This is a genomic window from Flavobacterium endoglycinae, assembly GCF_017352115.1.
Lineage (GTDB): Bacteria > Bacteroidota > Bacteroidia > Flavobacteriales > Flavobacteriaceae > Flavobacterium > Flavobacterium endoglycinae.
The window spans coordinates 4074045-4094290 of sequence record NZ_CP071448.1 but is presented as its reverse complement, the minus strand read 5'-3'; the positions used below and the strand labels follow the sequence as shown (position 1 = coordinate 4094290).

The following is a 20246-nucleotide window of genomic DNA, read 5'->3' as shown; positions in this document are numbered from 1 at the left end:
TGCATAGTAATACTTAATTAAAGAAATCATGATTAGAGTAATAGTAGTTGGAAACGGCATGGTTGGTTATAAATTTTGCGAAAAGTTTGTTGCAAAATCAGGACAAGAAAAGTATCAAATCACAGTATTTGGTGAAGAACCAAGACGCGCTTACGATCGCGTTCACTTAAGCGAGTACTTTGGAGGAAAAACGGCAGATGACTTATCACTGTCAACAACTGAATGGTATGAACAAAACAATATTATTCTAAACACATCTGAGTTAATTACAGATATTAATCGTGATGTAAAAACCATACAGACACACTTAGGCAAAACACATACGTACGACTACTTAGTTTTGGCTACAGGTTCATCACCTTTTGTTCCACCAATTGAAGGGGTAGAAAAAGAAGGTGTTTTCGTTTACAGGACCATCGAAGATCTAGACGCTATTATGGCGTACGCTAGAAAAATAAAACAAAAAGGTGCTACTGAAGCGGCTGTTTTAGGTGGTGGATTATTAGGATTAGAAGCTGCAAAAGCGGTTCGTGATTTAGGTTTGAATCCTCATGTGGTGGAATTTGCTCCTCGTTTGATGCCGAGACAATTGGATCAAGGCGCGAGCGATATGCTTCAATCTAAAATAGAGGAATTAAATATCGGAATTCATCTTAACAAAGCAACGCAATATATTGACGGAAAGGAAAGTATAACAGGAATGATGTTTGCAAACGACGAATTGTTAAAAGTAGACATGTTGGTTATTTCTGCCGGAATTAAACCTCGTGACGAACTGGCAAGAGTTTCAGGGCTTGAAGTTGGCGTTAGAGGTGGAATTGTGGTAAACAATCAAATGCGAACATCAGATCCTTCTATTTTTGCGATTGGCGAAGCAGCACTTTACAACCAAAACATCTACGGACTTGTTGCTCCAGGTTACGAAATGGCTGATGTAGCCGCTGAGCAAATCTTAAATGGTGACAAAACCATGAGAGAAACCATCGATATGTCAACACAATTGAAATTGATTGGTGTAGAAGTGGCAAGTTTTGGTGATCCTTTTATTGAAAATAGTGACGTTACCGCTATTATTTACGAAAATAAATTAAGTGGCGTTTACAAAAGAATCAACGTTACAAAAGATTCTAAAAAGCTTTTAGGCGGAATTTTAGTTGGAGATTCAAGCGATTACGGTTCACTTTTCCAGATTTACATTAACGAAATGGCATTGCCTAAAAATCCGGAAGATTTGATTTTAGGTTCTCGCGATGGTTCTGAAGGTTCTTCTTTAGGAAGTGTTATGGATTTGCCAGATACAGCGGTTATTTGTTCTTGCGAAAATGTGACTAAAGGTTCAATTTGTTGTAAAATTTTAGATGAATCTTGTGCTACTTTTTCAGATGTAATAAAAGCAACTAAAGCAACTTCTGGTTGTGGAGGCTGTAAACCAATGGTCTCTGATTTGGTAAAAGCAACTCAAAAATCTTTAGGAAAAGAAGTAAAAGAAGTTATTTGCGAGCATTTCGGCTATACGCGTCAAGAATTATTCGATTTGGTAAAAATCAACAAATACGAGAATTTCTATGACGTTCTGGATCATCACGGAAAAGGTGACGGATGCGAAGTTTGTAAACCAGTTGTCGCTTCTATTTTCTCAAGTATTTACAATGATACGGCCAACAAACACATCACAACTCAAGATACAAACGATAGATTTTTGGCAAACATTCAGCGAAATGGAACCTATTCTGTTGTTCCGAGAGTTGCCGGAGGAGAAATTACAGCTGAAAAACTAATCGTAATTGGCGAAGTCGCAAAACAATTCGATTTGTATACTAAAATTACTGGAGCACAAAGAGTTGATTTATTCGGAGCACATTTAAGTGACTTACCAAAAATCTGGAAAATCTTAATAGAAAATGGTTTTGAAAGTGGTCACGCTTACGGAAAATCGCTTCGTGCTGTAAAAAGCTGTGTTGGAAATGCTTGGTGCCGCTATGGAATGGACGACAGCGCCGGATTTGCGATTGAACTAGAAAACAGATACAAAGGAATTCGTTCTCCTCATAAATTAAAAGGTGGTGTTTCAGCTTGTATTCGCGAATGCGCGGAAGCACGTGGAAAAGATTTCGGATTAATCGCTGTTGAAGGTGGATGGAATTTATACATTGCAGGAAATGGAGGCGCGAATCCAAAACATGCAGTTTTATTGGCTGAAAAAATCGACAAAGAAACGGTAATCAAATACATGGATCGTTTCTTAATGTATTACATCCGCACTGCTGGCCCGCTTATTAGAACTTCAACTTGGCTTGAAAAATTAGACGGAGGTTTAGAGTATCTAAAACAAGTCATTATTGAAGACAGTTTAGGAATCTGCGAAACGCTTGAAGCTGAAATGCAGACTTTGGTAAACACTTTCGAATGCGAATGGAAACAAGTTCTAGAAAAACCAAGATTATTGAAACGTTTCAACCATTTCGTGAACTCTGATGAGAAAGATGACAATATCGCGTTTGTTCCGTTAAGAGATCAAAAAATGCCAAAAGCTTGGTCATAAAAATAATTTAAACACATAGAATCATAGAATTAACTGAACTTAAAAAAGGCGTTTCACTTGCATTAATACACATAGCTATGTGTTAGAAACTAGTTTCTTTTGGTTTTCTTTTTCTCAAACAAAAACAAAAAACCTATGTTTCTATGTGTTTAAAAAATTAAGCTCCAAAAAAAGAAAAAAATCATTAAACGTTTGCTGTCCTTCTTACCCTCTTTTTTACTGCGCCATCAAAACTCTCTTGATTGTAAAAAGAGGGCTAAGAAACAGGAACAAAAAACTTAATCAAAATGGAAGAAATCTTAAATCAATACGAAACAGTTCACGCAAGCGACGCAACAATTTGGTTCAAAGCTGGTAAAGTAGAAGATTTTCCAACCAACCGAGGAGGCTGTATCAAATACAAAAACAAACAAATTGCGATTTTTAATTTCGCACGCCGTGACGCATGGTACGCTTGCCAAAATGCATGTCCGCATAAAATGGAAATGGTTCTTTCAAGAGGAATGACAGGTTCTGCCGATGATATTCCGAAAATTGCTTGCCCGATGCATAAAAAAACCTTTTCACTTGTTGATGGTTCGAATTTAAACGGCGAAGATTACAGCATTGCCACGTATCCCGTTAAGATTGTTGAAGATGAAGTTTTTGTAGGGTTTATTGATTGATTAGATAAATATTTTTTTCGTCGCGAATTCACGAATGATTGTGTTCAAATTTGTGTCATTAATTTCACCAATCTAATTCGTTTTAATTCGTGAATTCGTGGCGGAAAAAACTTTAATCTGTCGCAAAAACAAACAATCATTATTGAATTCGTGGCAGAAAAAAACTTTAATTCCGTATCTTTGAAATCTATTATCCAACCAAAAAATGAGTACACCTTTTCAAAAAGCAAGCGAATGGATAGATGCCGAAAACGCTCAAGATCCAAATATCGAATTAGACCAAAACAAAGAATATCCAAAAGAATTATTGTATTCAAACAGGATGTATAAAAGACTGATGCAGTTTGAGCCAAATGCTTCAGAACAAGTTCAGATTGCTTCCAAAGCTCAGCACATTTGCAGATGGAAAGTCGCTCGCGAATCCTATCCAATGGATCGTGTGGGTTATTTAAAATGGAGAGAAGAACTTAAAAAATTCCACGCAAAAACTACCGCTGGAATATTAGAAAAAGCGGGATACGACCAAACTTTCATAGATCGTGTTTCTTTCTTAATCGAAAAAAAACTGCTTAAAAAAGATGCTGAAACGCAATTACTTGAAGATGTAATTTGTTTGGTGTTTTTAGAATATTACTTAGAACCTTTCGTTGAAAAACATGATGAAGAAAAACTGAAAAACATCATCAAGAAAACTTGGGATAAAATGTCAGACAAAGGACATCAGGAAGCTTTAAAAATCAAATATTCTGAAGAGAACTTAAATCTAATAAAAGCTTCTTTAGGATTGTAAAAAGATATGAAGAAAAGCAATCAGGAAGCTGCAGAAAAAATCACTTTCAAAAATTTACGACGACTGTATTTTTTTGCGCTTCTTACTATTGCCTTAACCATAATTGTTAGTCAGTTTCTGGTTCAATACAATCTGAATCAGCAGTTAAGTGATTCTAAGATTATCAATTTTTCTGGAAAACAGAGAATGTTGAGTCAGAAAATCGTCAAAGAAGTTCTGATTTTACATTACGTTTCTGATTCGGCTACAGCCAACAAAACTTCGCACTTAAAAGAAGTTTTAGAACTTTGGAAGAAAAACCAAAACGCATTAGAAAACGGAAACGATAGTTTGGCTTTTCCAAAAGAAAAAAGCGAAACGCTAAATAAATTGTATCTGGAAATCAACCCGATTTTCAGTAAAATTGCAGAAACAACGAATTCTTTTCTGCTGAATTTACAACAAAAAAAATCAATCTCAGAAAATCAAAAACTGGTTCAAACTATTTTAGAAAACGAAGGCATCTTCCTTTCGAAAATGAATCAGATTGTTACACAATATGATCTTGAAGCGCACGAAAAAGTAACCGAACAACGCCGAATCGAATATTGGATTTTCGGTTTTACATTACTGGTTCTGCTTTTGGAATTCTTTTTCATTTTCAAACCAACCAACAAGAAAATCGAAAGGTTAATTGCCAAGCTTTTATCTTCTGAAAAGAAAGCTTTAAAACTGGCATACAACACCGAAATCATCTCCGAAATCAAAGAAAACTCTGTAAAAGAATTAAAATCGCTCAATTACGCGATGGAAAATACGTTACTGTATTGCCGAATTTCACCAGACGGTTCGATCATTCATATTGGAGAAAAATTTGCCAAACTTTTAAATTACACCAAGTTTTCATCCAACAAAAAATTCTCTGAAGTTTTAACTGAAGATGAAAAAGAACAAGTTAATTTTGATCGTCTTATTTTCGAAAAACAAAGAAGTGGCTGGCAGGGCGAAATCAAAATTGTAAATAAAGACGAAAAAGAAATTTGGCTCGATTTGTCAATGGTTCCCGTAATGATTAAAAAAGACGAACTGGAACTTTTGATTGTTTGCTTCAACATCACTGAACGTAAAAAAGCGCAACGCGAAGTCGAACGTTTGAATCTTGAAAACACAACTGAAAAAATCAATCAACAGAAGATTATTTCAAGTAAAATCGTTGAAAATCAAGAAAACGAACAAAACAGAATCGCCAAAGAAATCCACGACGGAATTGGTCAAATGCTTACAGGTTTAAAATTCAGTTTAGAAAGTATCAATCTGGATGACAGAGAAAAATCGGAACAAAAAATCGAGTATTTAAAGAAGCTTTCTTTGGATATTATAAAAGGCGTAAGAACGGCGACTTTCAACTTAATGCCACCAGAATTAAGCGATCACGGAATCGTTTCGTCACTTTCAAAATTGACTCAGGAACTTTCCAAATTAACCGGAAAAGAAATCCTATTCTACAACAAAACCGATTTTGACCGACGTTTAGATTCACTAATCGAAATCAACATTTACAGACTTACGCAAGAAGCCATCAACAACGCCATAAAATATGCCGAATCATCTCATATTATTGTACAACTTTCGCATAGTGAAACACTTTTAAGTATCATCGTAGACGACAACGGAAAAGGCTTCGACGTCAATTCAGTCGACAAAAAACGCAACAGCGAATCTGGAATGGGACTTTTATTCATGAAAGAACGAATCCAATACATCAACGGCCGCGTGTTCATGAACTCCATTCCAGGCGAAGGAACCAGAATTACATTCAACATTCCCATTTTGAAATGATATAATTGAGATAATGTGCCAATTAGATAATTACTTAAAATGACGTTTAAAAGAATTATCTAATTTTCAAATTGACTCATTATCTAATTAATAAGGGCGAGCCACCATTAGAAAAAGTGGGCAAACAAACTTTGTCTACATTCGCCCACTTTCTCTAATGCTGTCGGGCTATCCGCGCTACTTCGGTAGCCAGCTCCTATCCCTCTCGCGGGCAAACGGTTTCAAAAGACGTTTTCGTTTATTCATTTACAAAACAATCTAAATCAATTGCCTCCAGCTTTAGCTGGAGGTCAGCAAACAAACCTAAAAAAGGCTTTAGCCAAACGTAAATTTGGCTAAAGCCCTTTGTCTTAAATACAAAACCTCCAGCTAAAGCTGGAGGCAATTGAAAACCAAACTTTGACAAAGTTGGGCACATCAACATTTGGAATTTGGAATTTCCAACATTAGAATTTTAATATTGGAATTTACTTTTAAAAAAAGTACGTATATTAGCGTCTTCTTTATAGATGAATATACGTAAAAATCTAGAATCTAAATTAAGTAAACTATGAGCAATATCATTCGTGTAGTATTAGTAGATGACCATGTTTTTGTTAGAGACGGAATCAAATCTTTACTGGAAAACGAAGCAAACATTGAGGTTGTAGGCGAAGCTATTGATGGTGTTGACGCACTTGAAGTTGTTGCCGAGACAAAACCCGATTTACTTATAGCCGATATTCGTATGCCTAACATGACTGGTATAGAACTAGTAGAAAAACTTAGAAGCGAGAATAACAACGTAAAAATCATCATGCTTTCGATGCACGAATCAGAAGAATATGTTTTAAAATCTATAAAAGCTGGAGCCGATGGTTATTTACTTAAAGGTTCAAGCAAAGAAGAATTTTTAAAAGCACTTCATAGCGTTTCTGCTGGAGGAAAATATTTCAGCGGAGATATTTCTTCTATTTTAATTGGACAATTGACAAATTCTTCTGCATCATTAGAACCTAAGCAAACTCTAGGAGAAGAAATGATGATTACAAAAAGAGAAAAAGAAATCCTTACTCTTTTATTATCAGGAAAAGGAAACAAAGAAATCGCCGAAGCCTTAGATATTAGTAAACGAACTGCCGAAGTACACCGTTTCAACTTGATGAAAAAGCTTAAAGTAAAAAACTTAATGGAACTTTCTAATAAGGCGGCTGAGTATTCTTTAATCTAAAAAAAATACGTATAAATACGTAAATATTTTTCAAAAACTGCGTTTTAGCAGGTTTTTACTAAGTTATAGTACTTACTTTTATATCAAAATAACAAGTACTATGAAAAATACAAACTCACTATCGCAATCACACAAAATTTTATTTTTGAACACATTGGCATTTACAGTGTGTTTTGCCTGCTGGACTTTAAACGGGGTTTTGGTAACCTTTTTAGTTGATAACGGAATTTTCCATTGGGATGTAATTCAAGTGGGATGGCTTTTAGGTATTCCAATTTTAACTGGATCAATTATGCGTTTGCCAATCGGAATCTTGACGGATAAATTTGGCGGAAAATATGTTTTTTCACTTTTATTATTGCTTTGTTCAATTCCGCTCTTCCTTCTTCCCTACGCTGACAGTTTCGCGATGTTTGCTTTACTAAGCTTTTTATTCGGAATGGTCGGAACTAGTTTTGCTGTCGGAATTGGTTATACTTCAATCTGGTATCCAAAAGAATGGCAAGGTCGCGCACTTGGAATCTTCGGAATGGGAAATGCCGGCGCAGCAATTACGACCTTTTTAGCACCTTCATTATTAAATCATTTTTCCATTGACGACCCGCAAAATGGGTGGAAAATACTTCCTGTAATTTATGCCGTTTCATTAGTCGTAATCGGAATTGCCTTTTTAATTTTCGCTCAAAATAAAAAAATAGAAAGCAATGGAAAATCTGTTTCTCAAATGCTTACGCCATTAAAATCACAAAGAGTTTGGCGTTTTGGAGCTTATTATTTCCTAGTTTTTGGATGCTTTGTAGCCTATTCTCAATGGTTATTGCCAAACTTCATGAACGTGTATCAAACTAGTTTGGTTATGGGAGGTTTATTTGCCACAATGTTCAGTTTGCCTTCTGGAGTAATTAGAGCTTTTGGAGGTTATTTATCAGATAAATTCGGAGCGAGAAAAGTAATGTATTGGGTTTTGGGTTCATCTGTAATTTTAAGTGCTTTATTATCAATTCCTAAAATGGAAATTACCACTTCTGGTCCTGGAATCTTAGCCGCTAAAAAAGGTGTAGTAAACGAAATTAGCAATAAAACGGTAAAAGTTGGTGATAAAGAATATCCCATTACACAAAAAACAAGTACAGCTGGATCTGAAAATGCTATTTTCCCAACCACTTCAAGCTGGCAGGATGTAGTTGTATCTCAAAATCAAAGCGTTGCCAAAAAAGAACTAATTGCAAAAGGTGTAACAGTTATTAAATTCGATGCCAATATGTGGGTTTTCTTGATTTTAGTAATTCTAATTGGAATTTCTTGGGGAATTGGGAAAGCAGCGGTTTACAAACATATTCCAGAATATTTCCCAAATGAAGTTGGTGTTGTAGGCGGAATGGTCGGAATGATTGGCGGTTTAGGCGGATTCTTTGGTCCAATTATCTTCGGATATTTATTAACGGCAACTGGAATCTGGTCAAGTTCATGGATTTTTATTCTAATCTTTTCAACTATTTGCCTAGTTTGGATGCATTACACTATCACACAACTATCTAAAGAGAAAGAAGTTAAAATAAGTAAAGCAAAACTAGAGCCTGCATATTAAACTGAGATTAAAAAAAATTAGAAATATGATTAAAATCATATAAAAAAGACGGCTTTTTCTTATAAATTTACCCTCGATTAAACATAACCATTTTATGAAAAAACTTAAACTAATTTTAATACTTATCGCAGGATTAAGTTTCGAACTTCAGGCACAAGAATTAGATGTTAACCTACAGATCAGGCCACGTTTTGAATATCGCAACGGTTACAAGCAACTTTTACAAGAAGGACAAAAAGGAACTTCTCAAATTTCACAGCGTTCGCGTTTAAATTTCAATTACAAACAAGAAGATTTAATTGTAAAATTAACTCTTCAAAATACTAGAACTTGGGGAGATGTTACTCCAACCGCAATTGCTGATAAAAATGGAGTCGCTGTTTTTGAAGCTTGGGCACAATATAACTTCACGGAAAAATGGAGTGCAAGAATGGGACGCCAAGTACTTTCATATGATAACCAGCGTATTTTAGGAGAACAAGATTGGGCTCAGCAAGCTGAAAGTCACGATGCATTAACGGTTTCGTTTCATACAGAAACCCAAAAATTAGATTTTGGTGGTGCTTACAATTCAACAGCCGAAAACATTATACAAACACCTTACACCGTATCTAATTACAAAACATTACAATATGCATGGTACCACAATCAATTTAATGAACATTTAGGTGCAAGTTTTTTAGTATTGAATACAGGTTATGAATATGCTCCTAACCCAAATCCTGATAACAAACTAATAGTTGATTACAAACAAACTTTTGGACCTTATGTAGCATATAAAACAAGCAAAATAGACACTAATTTTTGGGTATACGGACAAACTGGAAAAAGTAACGATTTACAAGTAAGCGCATGGAATGCTGCAGCTAATTTTGGTTACAATATAACTGAAGCTTTTAAATTAGGTTTAGGCTATGAATTTTTATCAGGAAAATCTACAAATGACGGAAGTACTGTAATCAAATCGTTCAATCCCATTTTTGGAACCAATCACGGTTTTAATGGTTACATGGATTACTTCTATGTTGGCAATCACTTAAATAGTGTGGGTTTACAGGATGCATTCCTTAAATTAAATTACAATACAAACAAATGGCAATTTGCTTTAATTCCGCACGTATTTTTAGCTGCTGCTGATGTAGTTACACCTTTAAATGAAAAATTAAATTCTTATTTAGGAACAGAGATTGATGCAACTTTTGGATATAATTTCAAAAAAGACATTACAATAACAGGAGGTTATTCTCAAATGTTTGGTTCTAAAACTTTAGAATTTATTAAAAATGGAGATGCTAATCACACCAACAATTGGGCTTGGTTAATGATTTCTGTAAATCCTAAAATTTTTAGCTGGAAAAAATAAATTTTCTTCAAAATTAACATCTATAAAATACCCTTTTCCTAAAATAGGAAATGGGTATTTTTTTTATCTCTAAAAGTTGTTTATATGGTTTAATTATCTATATTTGAAACGATTGTGAACCCCAAATCCTATCCCAAATGAAACCATTTCTAAAATTATCTATGCTAACCTTTATGGTTACCCAAACTGGTATTGCGCAAAAAATTAATGACGCTTTAATTTCAAAAGGCTCAGAAATAAATTTTGCAAAAACTCAAAAAAGAGGAATCAAAAAAAACAACATGATTTATTATGTTGAAAATGATTTACAAACCATATCTGCTTACAAAAGAAGTAAATTGAAATGGCAGACCAATGTAATTTCTGTTTGCGGAAAACCAAAAGTTGGAAATCCCGAAATACGATACGTTGGTTATAATACAGACAAATTACTTATCGTTATGGGAAAACATCATTTTGCAGAAATTGATGTAAACAGCGGACTAACAAAACTTGTTGGTTAAGATTTAATACAAAGCAATTTTATAATCGAATTTTATACAAAATACCCTTTTTCAGGTTTTGAAAGAGGGTATTTTTTTGTCCTAAATTCTATAGCAAAATATTTATATTTGAATTACATTTTTATTTTTAAAAGTGAATCCAAAATGGATTATAGATAAAATTGAAGAAACTTGGATTTCTTAAATTGTTTTTAAAAATTTAATTAAATTATTAGTGAACACCTGGACTCAAAGATGGGACGATCGTTACAAAAATGAAGAATTTGCATACGGCACAGCACCCAACAATTACTTAAAAGAACAAATTGAAAAATTAGAAACTGGAACCATACTTTTTCCTGCTGAAGGCGAAGGTCGAAATGCCATATTTGCTGCAAAATTAGGCTGGCAAGTTTCGGCTTTTGATATTAGTGAAGAAGGCAGAAACAAAGCGCTTCTTTTAGCAAAAAACAATAATGTTTCAATCGATTATCAGGTTGGCGAATTGGAAACTTTAGATTTTCAAAATGAACAATTTGATGCCATTGGGTTAATTTATGCACACTTTCCTGCTGCTATAAAATCTAAAATTCATAAACAGCTTGATAATCTTTTACGCAAAGATGGAATTCTAATTTTTGAAGCTTTTAGCAAAAAGCATTTAGAATATGTAACCAAAAATGAAAAAGTTGGCGGACCAAAAGACATTGAATCTTTATTTTCAATAGAAGAAATAAAAGCTGATTTTTCTAATTATGAAATCATTGAATTAGAAGAAAAAGAAATCGAACTCAACGAAGGTTTATTCCATAACGGAACGGGTTCTGTGATTCGTTTTGTAGGGAAGAAAAAATAAAAAACGACGTAGAGGTGCGCTTTAGTGCATCTCTACAAACCTTTGTTACTTTGAGCCTCTGCTCCTTTGTCCCTCACCTAAAAATATTTATGCTCCATAATCTCAGATCGAAGCGTTGAAACCTCTAAAATCCCTAGACGTTTCCCTTCTGTTTTAATCAAAGCATCTTTTTTGAGACTTGATAAAATGCGAATTGCCTGTTCTTCTGTAGTTCCTGCAAAGTCTGCGATTTCCTTTCGCGAAAGCTCAATATCAATTAAACCATCTGCCTGTCCGAATTTACGATGAATATAAAGCAGTAAATCAATCACACGTTCACGGACATTCATATGCGCAATCTTTCGAATATTATTTTCACTTTTATTCAATTCTTCAGCATAAAACAACATCATAGCATATGTAAATTCAGGAATATTTTGTAAAATTTCGGTCATAGTTTCATTACTGAAATTACACAAAACAGTATCTTCCAAAGCATAAGCTCCAATCAAATAACGCTTGCTCGTTCCGAATCCGCGGAAACCAATTGTATCGCCATTTGTCGTTAAACGAACGATTTGTTCACGACCATTAATTCCTGTTTTTACCGTTTTGGCTTTCCCTTTACAAATAAAGAAAAGTCCCTGTAAAGGCGCTCCTTCCGTAATAAATGGCTGTGATTTTTTGCAGATAAAACTTTGTTTCTTAGAAACATAATGCTTCATTTGCTCCAAATGCAAGTGCTTTTTGATGAAACAATTTTCATTGGCACAATCATAACAAATAGATTCCTCTTTCATGAGTCCAATTTTCAACATTAAACGTAAGTGTTGTTTCTCAATTCTTTCATCAAAAGTAAAAAAATAAATTAAAAAATAAGTATTAATACTTAAAAAATACTTATTTTTGTTTTCAATTAAGTAAGTGATTTTTTAAAACCGAGACGTGATGCAAAGTACGAAGATCAAAACTACCTGTTCCTACTGCGGTGTTGGCTGTGGTATAATCGTAACTAACGATGCCAAAAATGGTGTAATGGTTGAAGGCGACAAAGATCATCCTGTTAACAAAGGAATGCTTTGTTCCAAGGGAATGAATTTGCATTACGTAGTTAATGATACTTCCGATAGAATTTTATATCCAGAAATGCGCGGAAGCAAAAATTATCCGTTGGAACGCGTTAGCTGGGATACCGCTTTAGATCGTGCTGCTGCAGTTTTTTCTTCTATAATAAAAAAACACGGACCTGATAGTGTTGGTTTTTATATTTCAGGACAATGTTTAACCGAAGAATATTACTTAGTCAACAAACTCGTTAAAGGCTTTTTGAAAACCAATAATATAGATACTAATTCCAGACTTTGCATGAGTTCTGCGGTTGTGGGTTATAAAAAAACTTTCGGAGAAGATTCTGTACCAATTGCTTACGATGATATCGAACTGGCAGATACCTTTTTAGTTACTGGAGCAAATCCTGCTTGGTGCCATCCTATTCTTTTCAGACGATTAGAAAAACACAAAGAGAAAAATCCGAAAACTAAAATCATTTGCATTGATCCGCGAAGAACAGATACTGCCGTTTTCTCTGATTTGCATTTGCAGATTATTCCAGGTTCAGATATTATTTTATATCATGCCATTGCCAAACGTATTATCGAAAAAGGCTACGTAGATCATGATTTTGTTAAAAATCACGCAGAAAATTTCAAACAATATAAAGACTTAGTTTTAGGAACTTCCCTTGAAAAAGCTTCAAAACTTTGCGGCATTTCAGTTCCCGACATCAAACTCGCAGCTGATATTATCGGAAAAGCAAAAGGATTTATTTCGCTTTGGGCAATGGGATTAAATCAAAGTGCGGTTGGAGTTGATAAAAATACAGCTTTACTGAATTTGTCTTTATTGACGGGACAAGTAGGAAAACCAGGTTCTGGGCCATTTTCATTAACAGGTCAACCCAATGCAATGGGCGGACGCGAAGTTGGCGGCATGGCAACACTTTTAGCAGCGCATAAAGACATTGCAAATCCAACGCACAGAAAAGAAGTAGCCGACTTTTGGGGAGTCAACGAAATTTCAGATAAACCGGGTTTAACGGCAACAGAAATGTTTGAAGCCTTAGAATCTGGAAAAATGAAGGCCGTTTGGATTATCTGCACCAATCCGTTAGTGAGTTTACCCGATTCTAGAAGAGCCGAAAAAGCACTTCAAAATGCTAAATTCGTAGTCGTTCAAGATATTTCCCATAATGCAGACACAGCAAAATTTGCCGATTTATTATTGCCTGCTGCGGGTTGGTTAGAGAAAGAAGGAACAATGACAAATTCGGAACGTCGTATTTCTTATCTACCAAAAGGAATTAATCCCCCGGGAGAAGCACTTCCAGATATTGAAATTTTGATTCGTTTTGCTAAAAAAATGAATTTCAACGGATTCAATTTCAATAGCGCCGAAGAAGTTTATAAAGAACATTGTGCGCTTACCAAAAACACTAATATTGATATTTCATTCTTAAATTATAATCGTTTAAAAAGCGAAGGAACTTTCCAATGGCCTGTTCCAGAATACAATCATCCAGGAACTCCACGATTATTTACAGATAAAAAATTCTATACGCCATCTGGAAAAGCAATTTTTAATCTCCCTGTTTCTATTGAAAATACATCGGTGCAACCAAATGCCGAATTCCCTTTTATTTTAACCACAGGAAGAATCCGTGATCAATGGCATACGATGACTAAAACTGGAAAAGTATCGCGTTTGTTAACTCATATTCCAAGTCCCGTTTTAGAAATAAATCCGATTGATGCTTTTAAAAACGATATTAAAAATGGAGATATTGTAACCGTTAGCAGTAAAAACGGAGAAGTTCGCGTAAAAGCAAAAGTCACAGATTCAATCAAAGAAAAAGTAGTTTTCCTGCCAATGCATTGGGGAAAACAGCTTGAAAATGATTTAAACAGAACCAATAATCTAACAAATACTGTTGTTGATCCAATTTCAAAAGAACCTGATTTTAAGTTCACAACAGTTTCGATTAAAAAATACGTTAAACCATTTCAAAAAATTGCCATTGTTGGCGCTGGAGCGGCTTCGTTTCGATTCATTCAAAATTATCGAGAATTCAATTCTACAGATGAAATCATTGTTTTTTCGAATGAAATAAATCCGTTTTACAATCGCGTTTTGCTTCCAGAATACATGACGGGTGAATTTACTTGGGAACAACTTTTAAAAGTCAAAGACGGCGAAACTTTCAATAAATTGAAAATCACCATGAAAGCTGGAGTTTCTATTGATAAAATAGATACTAAATTAAAAACGATTACTGACAGTGAAGGCAATACACACCGTTTCGATTCGCTAATTATGGCAACAGGAAGCCGTCCTTTTGTACCTGAAAATGCACAGCTTCATCTTCCTGGACGTTTTACAGTTAGAAGAAAAGAAGATGCCGATCGTTTGAAAAAACATTTAGACAGCACCAATCTTCCACCAGAAGAACAGCATGTTGTTATTATTGGCGGTGGATTATTAGGATTAGAATTGGCGGCAGCTTTAAAACATAAAAAAGTAAAAACTACCATTATTCAGCGTGCTTCTCGTTTGATGGAACGTCAATTGGATAGAATTTCAAGCAAATTATTAGCAGAAGAAGTACAGATTCGAGACATTCAGATTTATTTTGATAATGAAGTCAGCACTGTTTTTGAAACCGATAATCCGAATGAAATTGAAATTGCTTTAAAAAGCGGTAAAATCATTACGGCAAATGCGATTGTCTATACAATTGGAACGATTCCAAACATCGAAATTGCTCGCGAAAGCGGTTTGGCATGTGGCCGAGGCGTAAAAGTAAATCAGTATTTACAAACTTCAAATCCAGATATTTTTGCAATTGGAGAAATAGCAGAATTCGAAAACAAGCTTTTCGGAATCACTTCTGCTGCCGAAGAACAAGCTAATATTTTGGCAAATTTCCTTGCGGGCGATATCAGCAGTTATTATAAAGGTTCGATTTTAATGAACATCTTAAAATTAGAAGACATAAATCTTTGCAGCATTGGCGATTTGACCATTCCAGAAAATGATGATTCATACGAAGAGATTGTTTTTACCGATTTGAAAAAACATTATTACAAAAAATGCATAGTAAAAGATGATTTATTAGTCGGTGCGATTTTAATGGGCGATAAAAATGAGTTTGCCGAATTCAAAACCATGATCGAAAGCAAAATCGAATTATCAGACAAACGAAATACACTTTTAAGAGGAAGCTCAAACGCAAAACCGGTTTTAGGAAAATTGGTTTGCTCTTGTAGTCAAGTTGGAGCTGGAAACATCGAAGAAACCATCAAAAGCGGCGTAAACGATTTCACCGAATTATGCAAAAATACAGGCGCCGGATTAGGTTGCGGAAGCTGTAAAACTGAAGTAAAAGAGATATTGGCGAAGTGTAAATGAGTTTTCAGTCGCAGTCTCAGTTTTCAGTGAATACCGAAACTGAAAACTGAGACTGAGACTGAGACTGACTGAAAACTGCGACTGAAAACTAAAGAAAAAATGGAACTAACAAGATTAATAGTAAAAGGAGGCGTAATATCGCCGGGAGAACTTCGAGAAATTGTAAATATGGCAATGGATCAGGGCTTGGATTCGATTTCATTTGGATCGAGGCAGGATATTATTTTTCCAAAAGGTTTTAAGGATTTTGATAAAGAAGATTTTGGTAAATTCCATTTTGTTTATCCCGATCAAAAAAGCGGTAATAACATCGTTTCTTCCTATGTTTCAACAGATATTTTCAGAAATACGAACTGGCTTACCGGAAATCGTTTTTTATATATTTTAGAAGAATTTAAAGAACAGCCAAAACTCAAAGTCAATATAACCGACCCGAAACAGCAATTGGTTCCTTTGTTTACAGGACATTTAAATTTTATTGCTTCTGAATTGGAGGATTATTGGTATTTGTATATTCGTCTTCCGAAATGGGAAAAAATGGAGGTTTATCCTGTTTTACTTTACACTTGGGATTTGGCAAAGATTTATTACGAAATCGAAAAGATATCCGAAGAAGGATCTGTTGATATCGAAATGCTTTTTACTTTGATCAGCGAAGCTTTGGACACCAATAACAGAACAATCGATAAACCATTAAATATTCCGTTTTACCCATTTCCGTATTACGAAGGAATGAACAGAATGGGAATCGATCAATATTGGCTGGGATTGTATTGGCGAAATAATCTTTACGATTTGGATTTCCTGAAAGAAATGTGCGATTTGTGTTTTGAATGCAAAATCGGGAAAATCTGTATTACGCCCTGGAAATCTTTCATCATAAAAGGAATTCCAAAAGACAGAAAACTGGAATGGGAAAAATTCCTAGGCAAACGCGGTATCAACGTTCGCCATTCTTTATTAGAATTAAACTGGCATTTACCAGTCGCAATGGAATGGGCTTTAAATCTAAAAACTTTCCTAGTTCGAACATTAGATCAATTCGACATCAGTACCTACGGATTAAATTTCGGAATTTCAGAATACAACCGCGACGGACATTATTTCACTTCGATTGTTATCGAAAAAAATGAACTTCCTGCCGCTTTAGAATCCATCAAAATCCGAGATACTTATAATGTTTTGTTTGCAAAGAATTTCGACCCAAATACACGCGAATACATTGTGCATTCACAAGATATCGACAAGCTGGAACTTCCAACGATTTTAATCGAATTAAGCCGAAAGTATTTTGAAGAACTCGGAAATTCGACTTCTGAAACCACTGAAAATCCGCAGAAAAAAGAAAAACCACCAGTAAACATTTACCAATGTCAAGAATGTTTAACGCTTTATAATTCTGAATACGGAGACGAAACGCAGGGAATTTCAAAAGGAGTTTTATTTAAAAATTTACCTGAAGATTATTGCTGTTCATTATGCGAAGCTCCAAAAAGTAATTTCAAAATTTTAGAATTGGCAAAAAACTGATTTAAGTTACTTTGATAGTAATGAGGAGCTATTTCCTGCTGTCCCCTATATCTTTTATTTTTTAAAGAAAAAAATAAAAGGATGTCGCTTCCATCAGGGCTAGAGCACCTGTTTTCAAAAGAACTTATCAGCAAAAAACTCTTATTATACAGCAATTTCTTCCATTTTTTCATGTAGAATTGTTAAGAAATTTGGTTTTTAATTTTTAGACAAAAATCTAACTAACTTATGTTCAGATAATTAATTGTAAAAATTATCAAAAAACTTAACATTAGAAAGCTTGTTTTATAATTATCTTTACTTAACTGAAACTTAACAATTTAGTTACATTGATAATTACATCCTCATCAAAATAACATTAATATGGAAAACAAGAACGAAGAAATTACTCCTGAGAAGATTGATTCGCCAGCTGCTGAAAACAATCAGTCTGCTGAAGAAAATGTAAAAACGGAAAGCGCTGAACCTTCAAAAACACCTGTACGCAAAGCTCCTGCGAGAACCGCACCAGCTGCTAAAACTACAGCAGTAAAAACTCCTGTAAAACCAGCTGCAGCTACAACATCAACTAAAACCACAGTTCGCAGAACTCCTGCTAAAAAAATTACCGCACCAACTATTAAACCTATAGTAGTTGAAACACCAGTTGTTGAAGAAAATGTGGCAACAGTTACAGAAGTGATTTCTAATGAAAAAACTGCTGACAAGAAAGAGAAGAAAGTAAAAGACAAAAAGAAAGCAGATAAGAAAAAAGAAAAGTCTAAAAAAGATAAAAAGAAAGCAAAAGCTAAAAAAGCAAAACTTAAAGCGAAGGCAAAGAAAAAGGAAAAAGCCAAAAAAGCTAAAGACAAAGCTAAAGCTAAAAAAATCGCTAAGAAGAAAGCAAAGTCTCAAAAAAAGGCAAAAGCTAAAAAGAAAAAATAATACGTAAAAAAAGCTCAACTTAAAGTTGAGCTTTTTTTATACGTTCTAATAATTCATTGTGAACAAAGAAGCAATCACATTAAAATAGCTTAGAGAAGTGAAGCATTCTTAAATAATTCTAGCCGCCAATCGCAATCATACTTCGATTGTCTGAATGCAGCGCAGGATCGTTTATTTCATTAACAGTCGACATTCCTGCTCTAACTTTCTTTTTATTTTGAATAGATTCTGAAATCAAATCGTTGATGGATTCTCCATTTCTAAAAGCAGTCAACAAATCAGTTTCAGAATTTGAGAAAAGGCAGTTTTTTATTTTCCCGTCCGCCGTCAAGCGGATACGGTTACAGCTGTCACAAAACGGATTGGTAATCGAACTGATGATTCCGAAATCGCCTTGGAAATCTTTTATTTTATAGTTTCTTGAGGTAAAGTTTTTTTCGTCTTCTAGTTTTTGAATATCATCTGATGAAAAATTGTCTTCAACTAAAGATAAAATCTCTTGCTGTGAAACCATTTTGCTCCTATCCCACTCGTTTCCAGCAAACGGCATAAATTCAATAAAGCGAACAGAAATCGGCAGAAACTGAGTCAGTTTTACAAAATCGGCAATTTCATTATCGTTAAAACCTTTCATCAAAACAACATTTACTTTTACCTGAAAATCATTATTCAAAAGTAAATGCAGATTATTAATTACTGTTTCAAACTGATTTCTAAGCGTTATAGACTGAAATTTTGAAGCAACCAACGTATCTAAACTCAAATTGATTTTTTTGACATTAAATTGCTTCAAAACATCTATATGTCGGTCGATTAAGATTCCGTTTGTGGTAATAGAAAGTGAAATATCTAAAGTCGATAATTTTGAAATAATTTCTGGAAAATCTTTTCGAAGTAAAGGCTCACCGCCTGTTAATCTTATTTTGTCAACACCATTTTTCACGAAAGTTTCAGCAATTGCAAAAATCTCCTCAGTGGTCATAAGACTTGCTTTTGGAGAAAGTGCAATTCCGTCAGCCGGCATGCAATACGTACAACGCAGATTGCATTTTTCGAGCAGCGAAATACGCAGATAATTATGTCTGCGCCCGAAACTATCCGTTAAAATAGTGTTATAGGCTGTCATGGTTTTTTCCTTTTAAAATATGAAAAACATGCAATACATGCGGAAAAATGGCATCCATCGATTCTCTCACTCCATTTGTTGAACCTGGCAGAGCCAAAACCAATGTTTTTCCTAAAGTTCCCGCAACGCTTCTAGAAAGCATTGCATACGGCATTCTTTCTTGTCCGTAACTGCGAATGGCTTCTTCGATTCCTGGAATTCTGCTTTCTAATAATGGTGCTAAAGCTTCTGGAGTTACATCTCTTGGAGATAATCCTGTTCCGCCTGTAAAAATTACCAGCTGATTTTCTTCAGCGAAAGCTTTTGTTTTTTCCTGAATAATATCCAATTCGTCTGGAATGATTTCGTAATGAGAAGTTTCGACTCCGTGTGATTCTAATTTTTCTACAATTACTTTTCCAGATCGGTCTTCTTTATCGCCAGCAAAAATCGAATCGGAACAAACGAAAACTGCGGCTTTTATTGCATTCGGAAATTTATTTTTGAAAGACGATTTTCCGCCTTCTTTATTGATTAATTTGATGGTTGAAATTTCGATTTCTTTATCAATCGGTTTCAGCATATCGTACATTGTGAGTGCTACAATCGATGCGCCGTGCATGGCTTCAACCTCAACTCCGGTTTTGTAAACGGTTTTTACTTTAAAGATAATATGAATGTCTAAACCCTCGATATTATATTCTACAGAAGTAAATTCAATTGGAAGCGGATGACAATCTGGAATAGATAAATGCGTGTTTTTTACCGCAAATAATCCGGCCGTTTTTGCCATTTCGAATACGTTTCCTTTTGGCACTAAATTGTTCACAACTGCATCAATTGTTTCTTGTTTGCTGACTTTGACAACTGCGGTTGCGGTTGCAACTCTTAAAGTACTTATTTTATGCGTAATATCTACCATTATAATTT

The 20246-nt window shown here is 34.6% G+C and carries 15 protein-coding genes; 12 read left to right on the top strand and 3 right to left on the bottom strand.

Annotation, left to right across the window (positions count from 1 at the left end):
- Nucleotides 1–28: 28 nt before the first annotated feature.
- From nirB to J0383_RS18200, 9 genes are all read left to right on the top strand, one after another.
- Nucleotides 29–2542 (top strand): nitrite reductase large subunit NirB, encoded by a 2514-nt coding sequence (gene nirB / locus J0383_RS18240; RefSeq protein WP_207295402.1) that lies wholly within the window; start codon nucleotides 29–31, stop codon nucleotides 2540–2542.
- A 287-nt stretch (nucleotides 2543–2829) separates the two neighbouring features.
- Nucleotides 2830–3207 carry a nitrite reductase small subunit NirD gene (gene nirD / locus J0383_RS18235; RefSeq protein WP_207295401.1) on the top strand — a complete coding sequence of 126 codons (378 nt, stop codon included), beginning with the start codon at nucleotides 2830–2832 and terminating at the stop codon, nucleotides 3205–3207.
- 205 nt (nucleotides 3208–3412) lie between these two features.
- A complete protein-coding gene (locus J0383_RS18230; protein WP_207295400.1) occupies nucleotides 3413–3997 on the top strand; it encodes a DUF4202 domain-containing protein in 585 nt (194 codons plus the stop codon).
- 6 nt (nucleotides 3998–4003) lie between these two features.
- Entirely contained in the window at nucleotides 4004–5815 is a 1812-nt protein-coding gene (locus J0383_RS18225; protein WP_207295399.1) for a PAS domain-containing sensor histidine kinase, read from the top strand.
- Nucleotides 5816–6365: 550 nt separating this feature from the next.
- Nucleotides 6366–7025 (top strand): response regulator transcription factor, encoded by a 660-nt coding sequence (locus J0383_RS18220; protein WP_207295398.1) that lies wholly within the window; start codon nucleotides 6366–6368, stop codon nucleotides 7023–7025.
- 100 nt (nucleotides 7026–7125) lie between these two features.
- A complete protein-coding gene (locus J0383_RS18215) occupies nucleotides 7126–8613 on the top strand; it encodes an MFS transporter (protein ID WP_207295397.1) in 1488 nt (495 codons plus the stop codon).
- 94 nt (nucleotides 8614–8707) lie between these two features.
- A complete protein-coding gene (locus J0383_RS18210) occupies nucleotides 8708–9976 on the top strand; it encodes an alginate export family protein (protein WP_207295396.1) in 1269 nt (422 codons plus the stop codon).
- Nucleotides 9977–10113: 137 nt separating this feature from the next.
- A complete protein-coding gene (locus tag J0383_RS18205; protein WP_207295395.1) occupies nucleotides 10114–10479 on the top strand; it encodes a hypothetical protein in 366 nt (121 codons plus the stop codon).
- A gap of 214 nt (nucleotides 10480–10693) precedes the next feature.
- On the top strand, nucleotides 10694–11314 hold the full coding sequence (locus J0383_RS18200; protein ID WP_207295394.1) for a class I SAM-dependent methyltransferase: 621 nt from the start codon (nucleotides 10694–10696) through the stop codon (nucleotides 11312–11314).
- A gap of 77 nt (nucleotides 11315–11391) precedes the next feature.
- Here J0383_RS18200 and J0383_RS18195 read toward each other — a convergent pair whose 3' ends face one another.
- Complete coding sequence (locus J0383_RS18195; RefSeq protein WP_207295393.1) at nucleotides 11392–12093, bottom strand: Crp/Fnr family transcriptional regulator; 702 nt, start codon at nucleotides 12091–12093, stop codon at nucleotides 11392–11394.
- A 148-nt stretch (nucleotides 12094–12241) separates the two neighbouring features.
- Here J0383_RS18195 and J0383_RS18190 point away from each other — a divergent pair, with 148 nt between their 5' ends.
- The 3 genes from J0383_RS18190 (at nucleotide 12242) to J0383_RS18180 (ending at nucleotide 18211) form a co-directional block, all read left to right on the top strand.
- Entirely contained in the window at nucleotides 12242–15757 is a 3516-nt protein-coding gene (locus J0383_RS18190; RefSeq protein ID WP_207295392.1) for a nitrate reductase, read from the top strand.
- A 99-nt stretch (nucleotides 15758–15856) separates the two neighbouring features.
- Complete coding sequence (locus tag J0383_RS18185; RefSeq protein WP_207295391.1) at nucleotides 15857–17287, top strand: rubredoxin; 1431 nt, start codon at nucleotides 15857–15859, stop codon at nucleotides 17285–17287.
- 363 nt (nucleotides 17288–17650) lie between these two features.
- Nucleotides 17651–18211 (top strand): hypothetical protein, encoded by a 561-nt coding sequence (locus tag J0383_RS18180; RefSeq protein WP_207295390.1) that lies wholly within the window; start codon nucleotides 17651–17653, stop codon nucleotides 18209–18211.
- 118 nt (nucleotides 18212–18329) lie between these two features.
- Here the strand turns inward: J0383_RS18180 and moaA are convergent, their stop codons facing one another.
- Together moaA and moaCB are read right to left on the bottom strand one after the other, a co-directional pair.
- Entirely contained in the window at nucleotides 18330–19337 is a 1008-nt protein-coding gene (gene moaA / locus J0383_RS18175) for a GTP 3',8-cyclase MoaA (RefSeq protein ID WP_207295389.1), read from the bottom strand.
- Nucleotides 19324–20238, bottom strand: coding sequence for a bifunctional molybdenum cofactor biosynthesis protein MoaC/MoaB (gene moaCB / locus J0383_RS18170; RefSeq protein ID WP_207295388.1), 915 nt, complete (start codon nucleotides 20236–20238; stop codon nucleotides 19324–19326). Before moaCB ends, moaA begins: the two co-directional genes overlap by 14 nt.
- Nucleotides 20239–20246: the final 8 nt, after the last annotated feature.

Coding starts and splice junctions, on each gene's coding strand:
- J0383_RS18190 (WP_207295392.1), top strand. CDS start 12,242: ATGCAAAGTACGAAGATCAAAACTACCTGTTCCTACTGCGGTGTTGGC.
- J0383_RS18230 (WP_207295400.1), top strand. CDS start 3,413: ATGAGTACACCTTTTCAAAAAGCAAGCGAATGGATAGATGCCGAAAAC.
- J0383_RS18195 (WP_207295393.1), bottom strand. CDS start 12,093: ATGAAAGAGGAATCTATTTGTTATGATTGTGCCAATGAAAATTGTTTC.
- J0383_RS18185 (WP_207295391.1), top strand. CDS start 15,857: ATGGAACTAACAAGATTAATAGTAAAAGGAGGCGTAATATCGCCGGGA.
- moaA (WP_207295389.1), bottom strand. CDS start 19,337: ATGACAGCCTATAACACTATTTTAACGGATAGTTTCGGGCGCAGACAT.
- J0383_RS18210 (WP_207295396.1), top strand. CDS start 8,708: ATGAAAAAACTTAAACTAATTTTAATACTTATCGCAGGATTAAGTTTC.
- moaCB (WP_207295388.1), bottom strand. CDS start 20,238: ATGGTAGATATTACGCATAAAATAAGTACTTTAAGAGTTGCAACCGCA.
- J0383_RS18220 (WP_207295398.1), top strand. CDS start 6,366: ATGAGCAATATCATTCGTGTAGTATTAGTAGATGACCATGTTTTTGTT.
- J0383_RS18225 (WP_207295399.1), top strand. CDS start 4,004: ATGAAGAAAAGCAATCAGGAAGCTGCAGAAAAAATCACTTTCAAAAAT.
- J0383_RS18180 (WP_207295390.1), top strand. CDS start 17,651: ATGGAAAACAAGAACGAAGAAATTACTCCTGAGAAGATTGATTCGCCA.
- nirB (WP_207295402.1), top strand. CDS start 29: ATGATTAGAGTAATAGTAGTTGGAAACGGCATGGTTGGTTATAAATTT.
- nirD (WP_207295401.1), top strand. CDS start 2,830: ATGGAAGAAATCTTAAATCAATACGAAACAGTTCACGCAAGCGACGCA.
- J0383_RS18215 (WP_207295397.1), top strand. CDS start 7,126: ATGAAAAATACAAACTCACTATCGCAATCACACAAAATTTTATTTTTG.
- J0383_RS18205 (WP_207295395.1), top strand. CDS start 10,114: ATGAAACCATTTCTAAAATTATCTATGCTAACCTTTATGGTTACCCAA.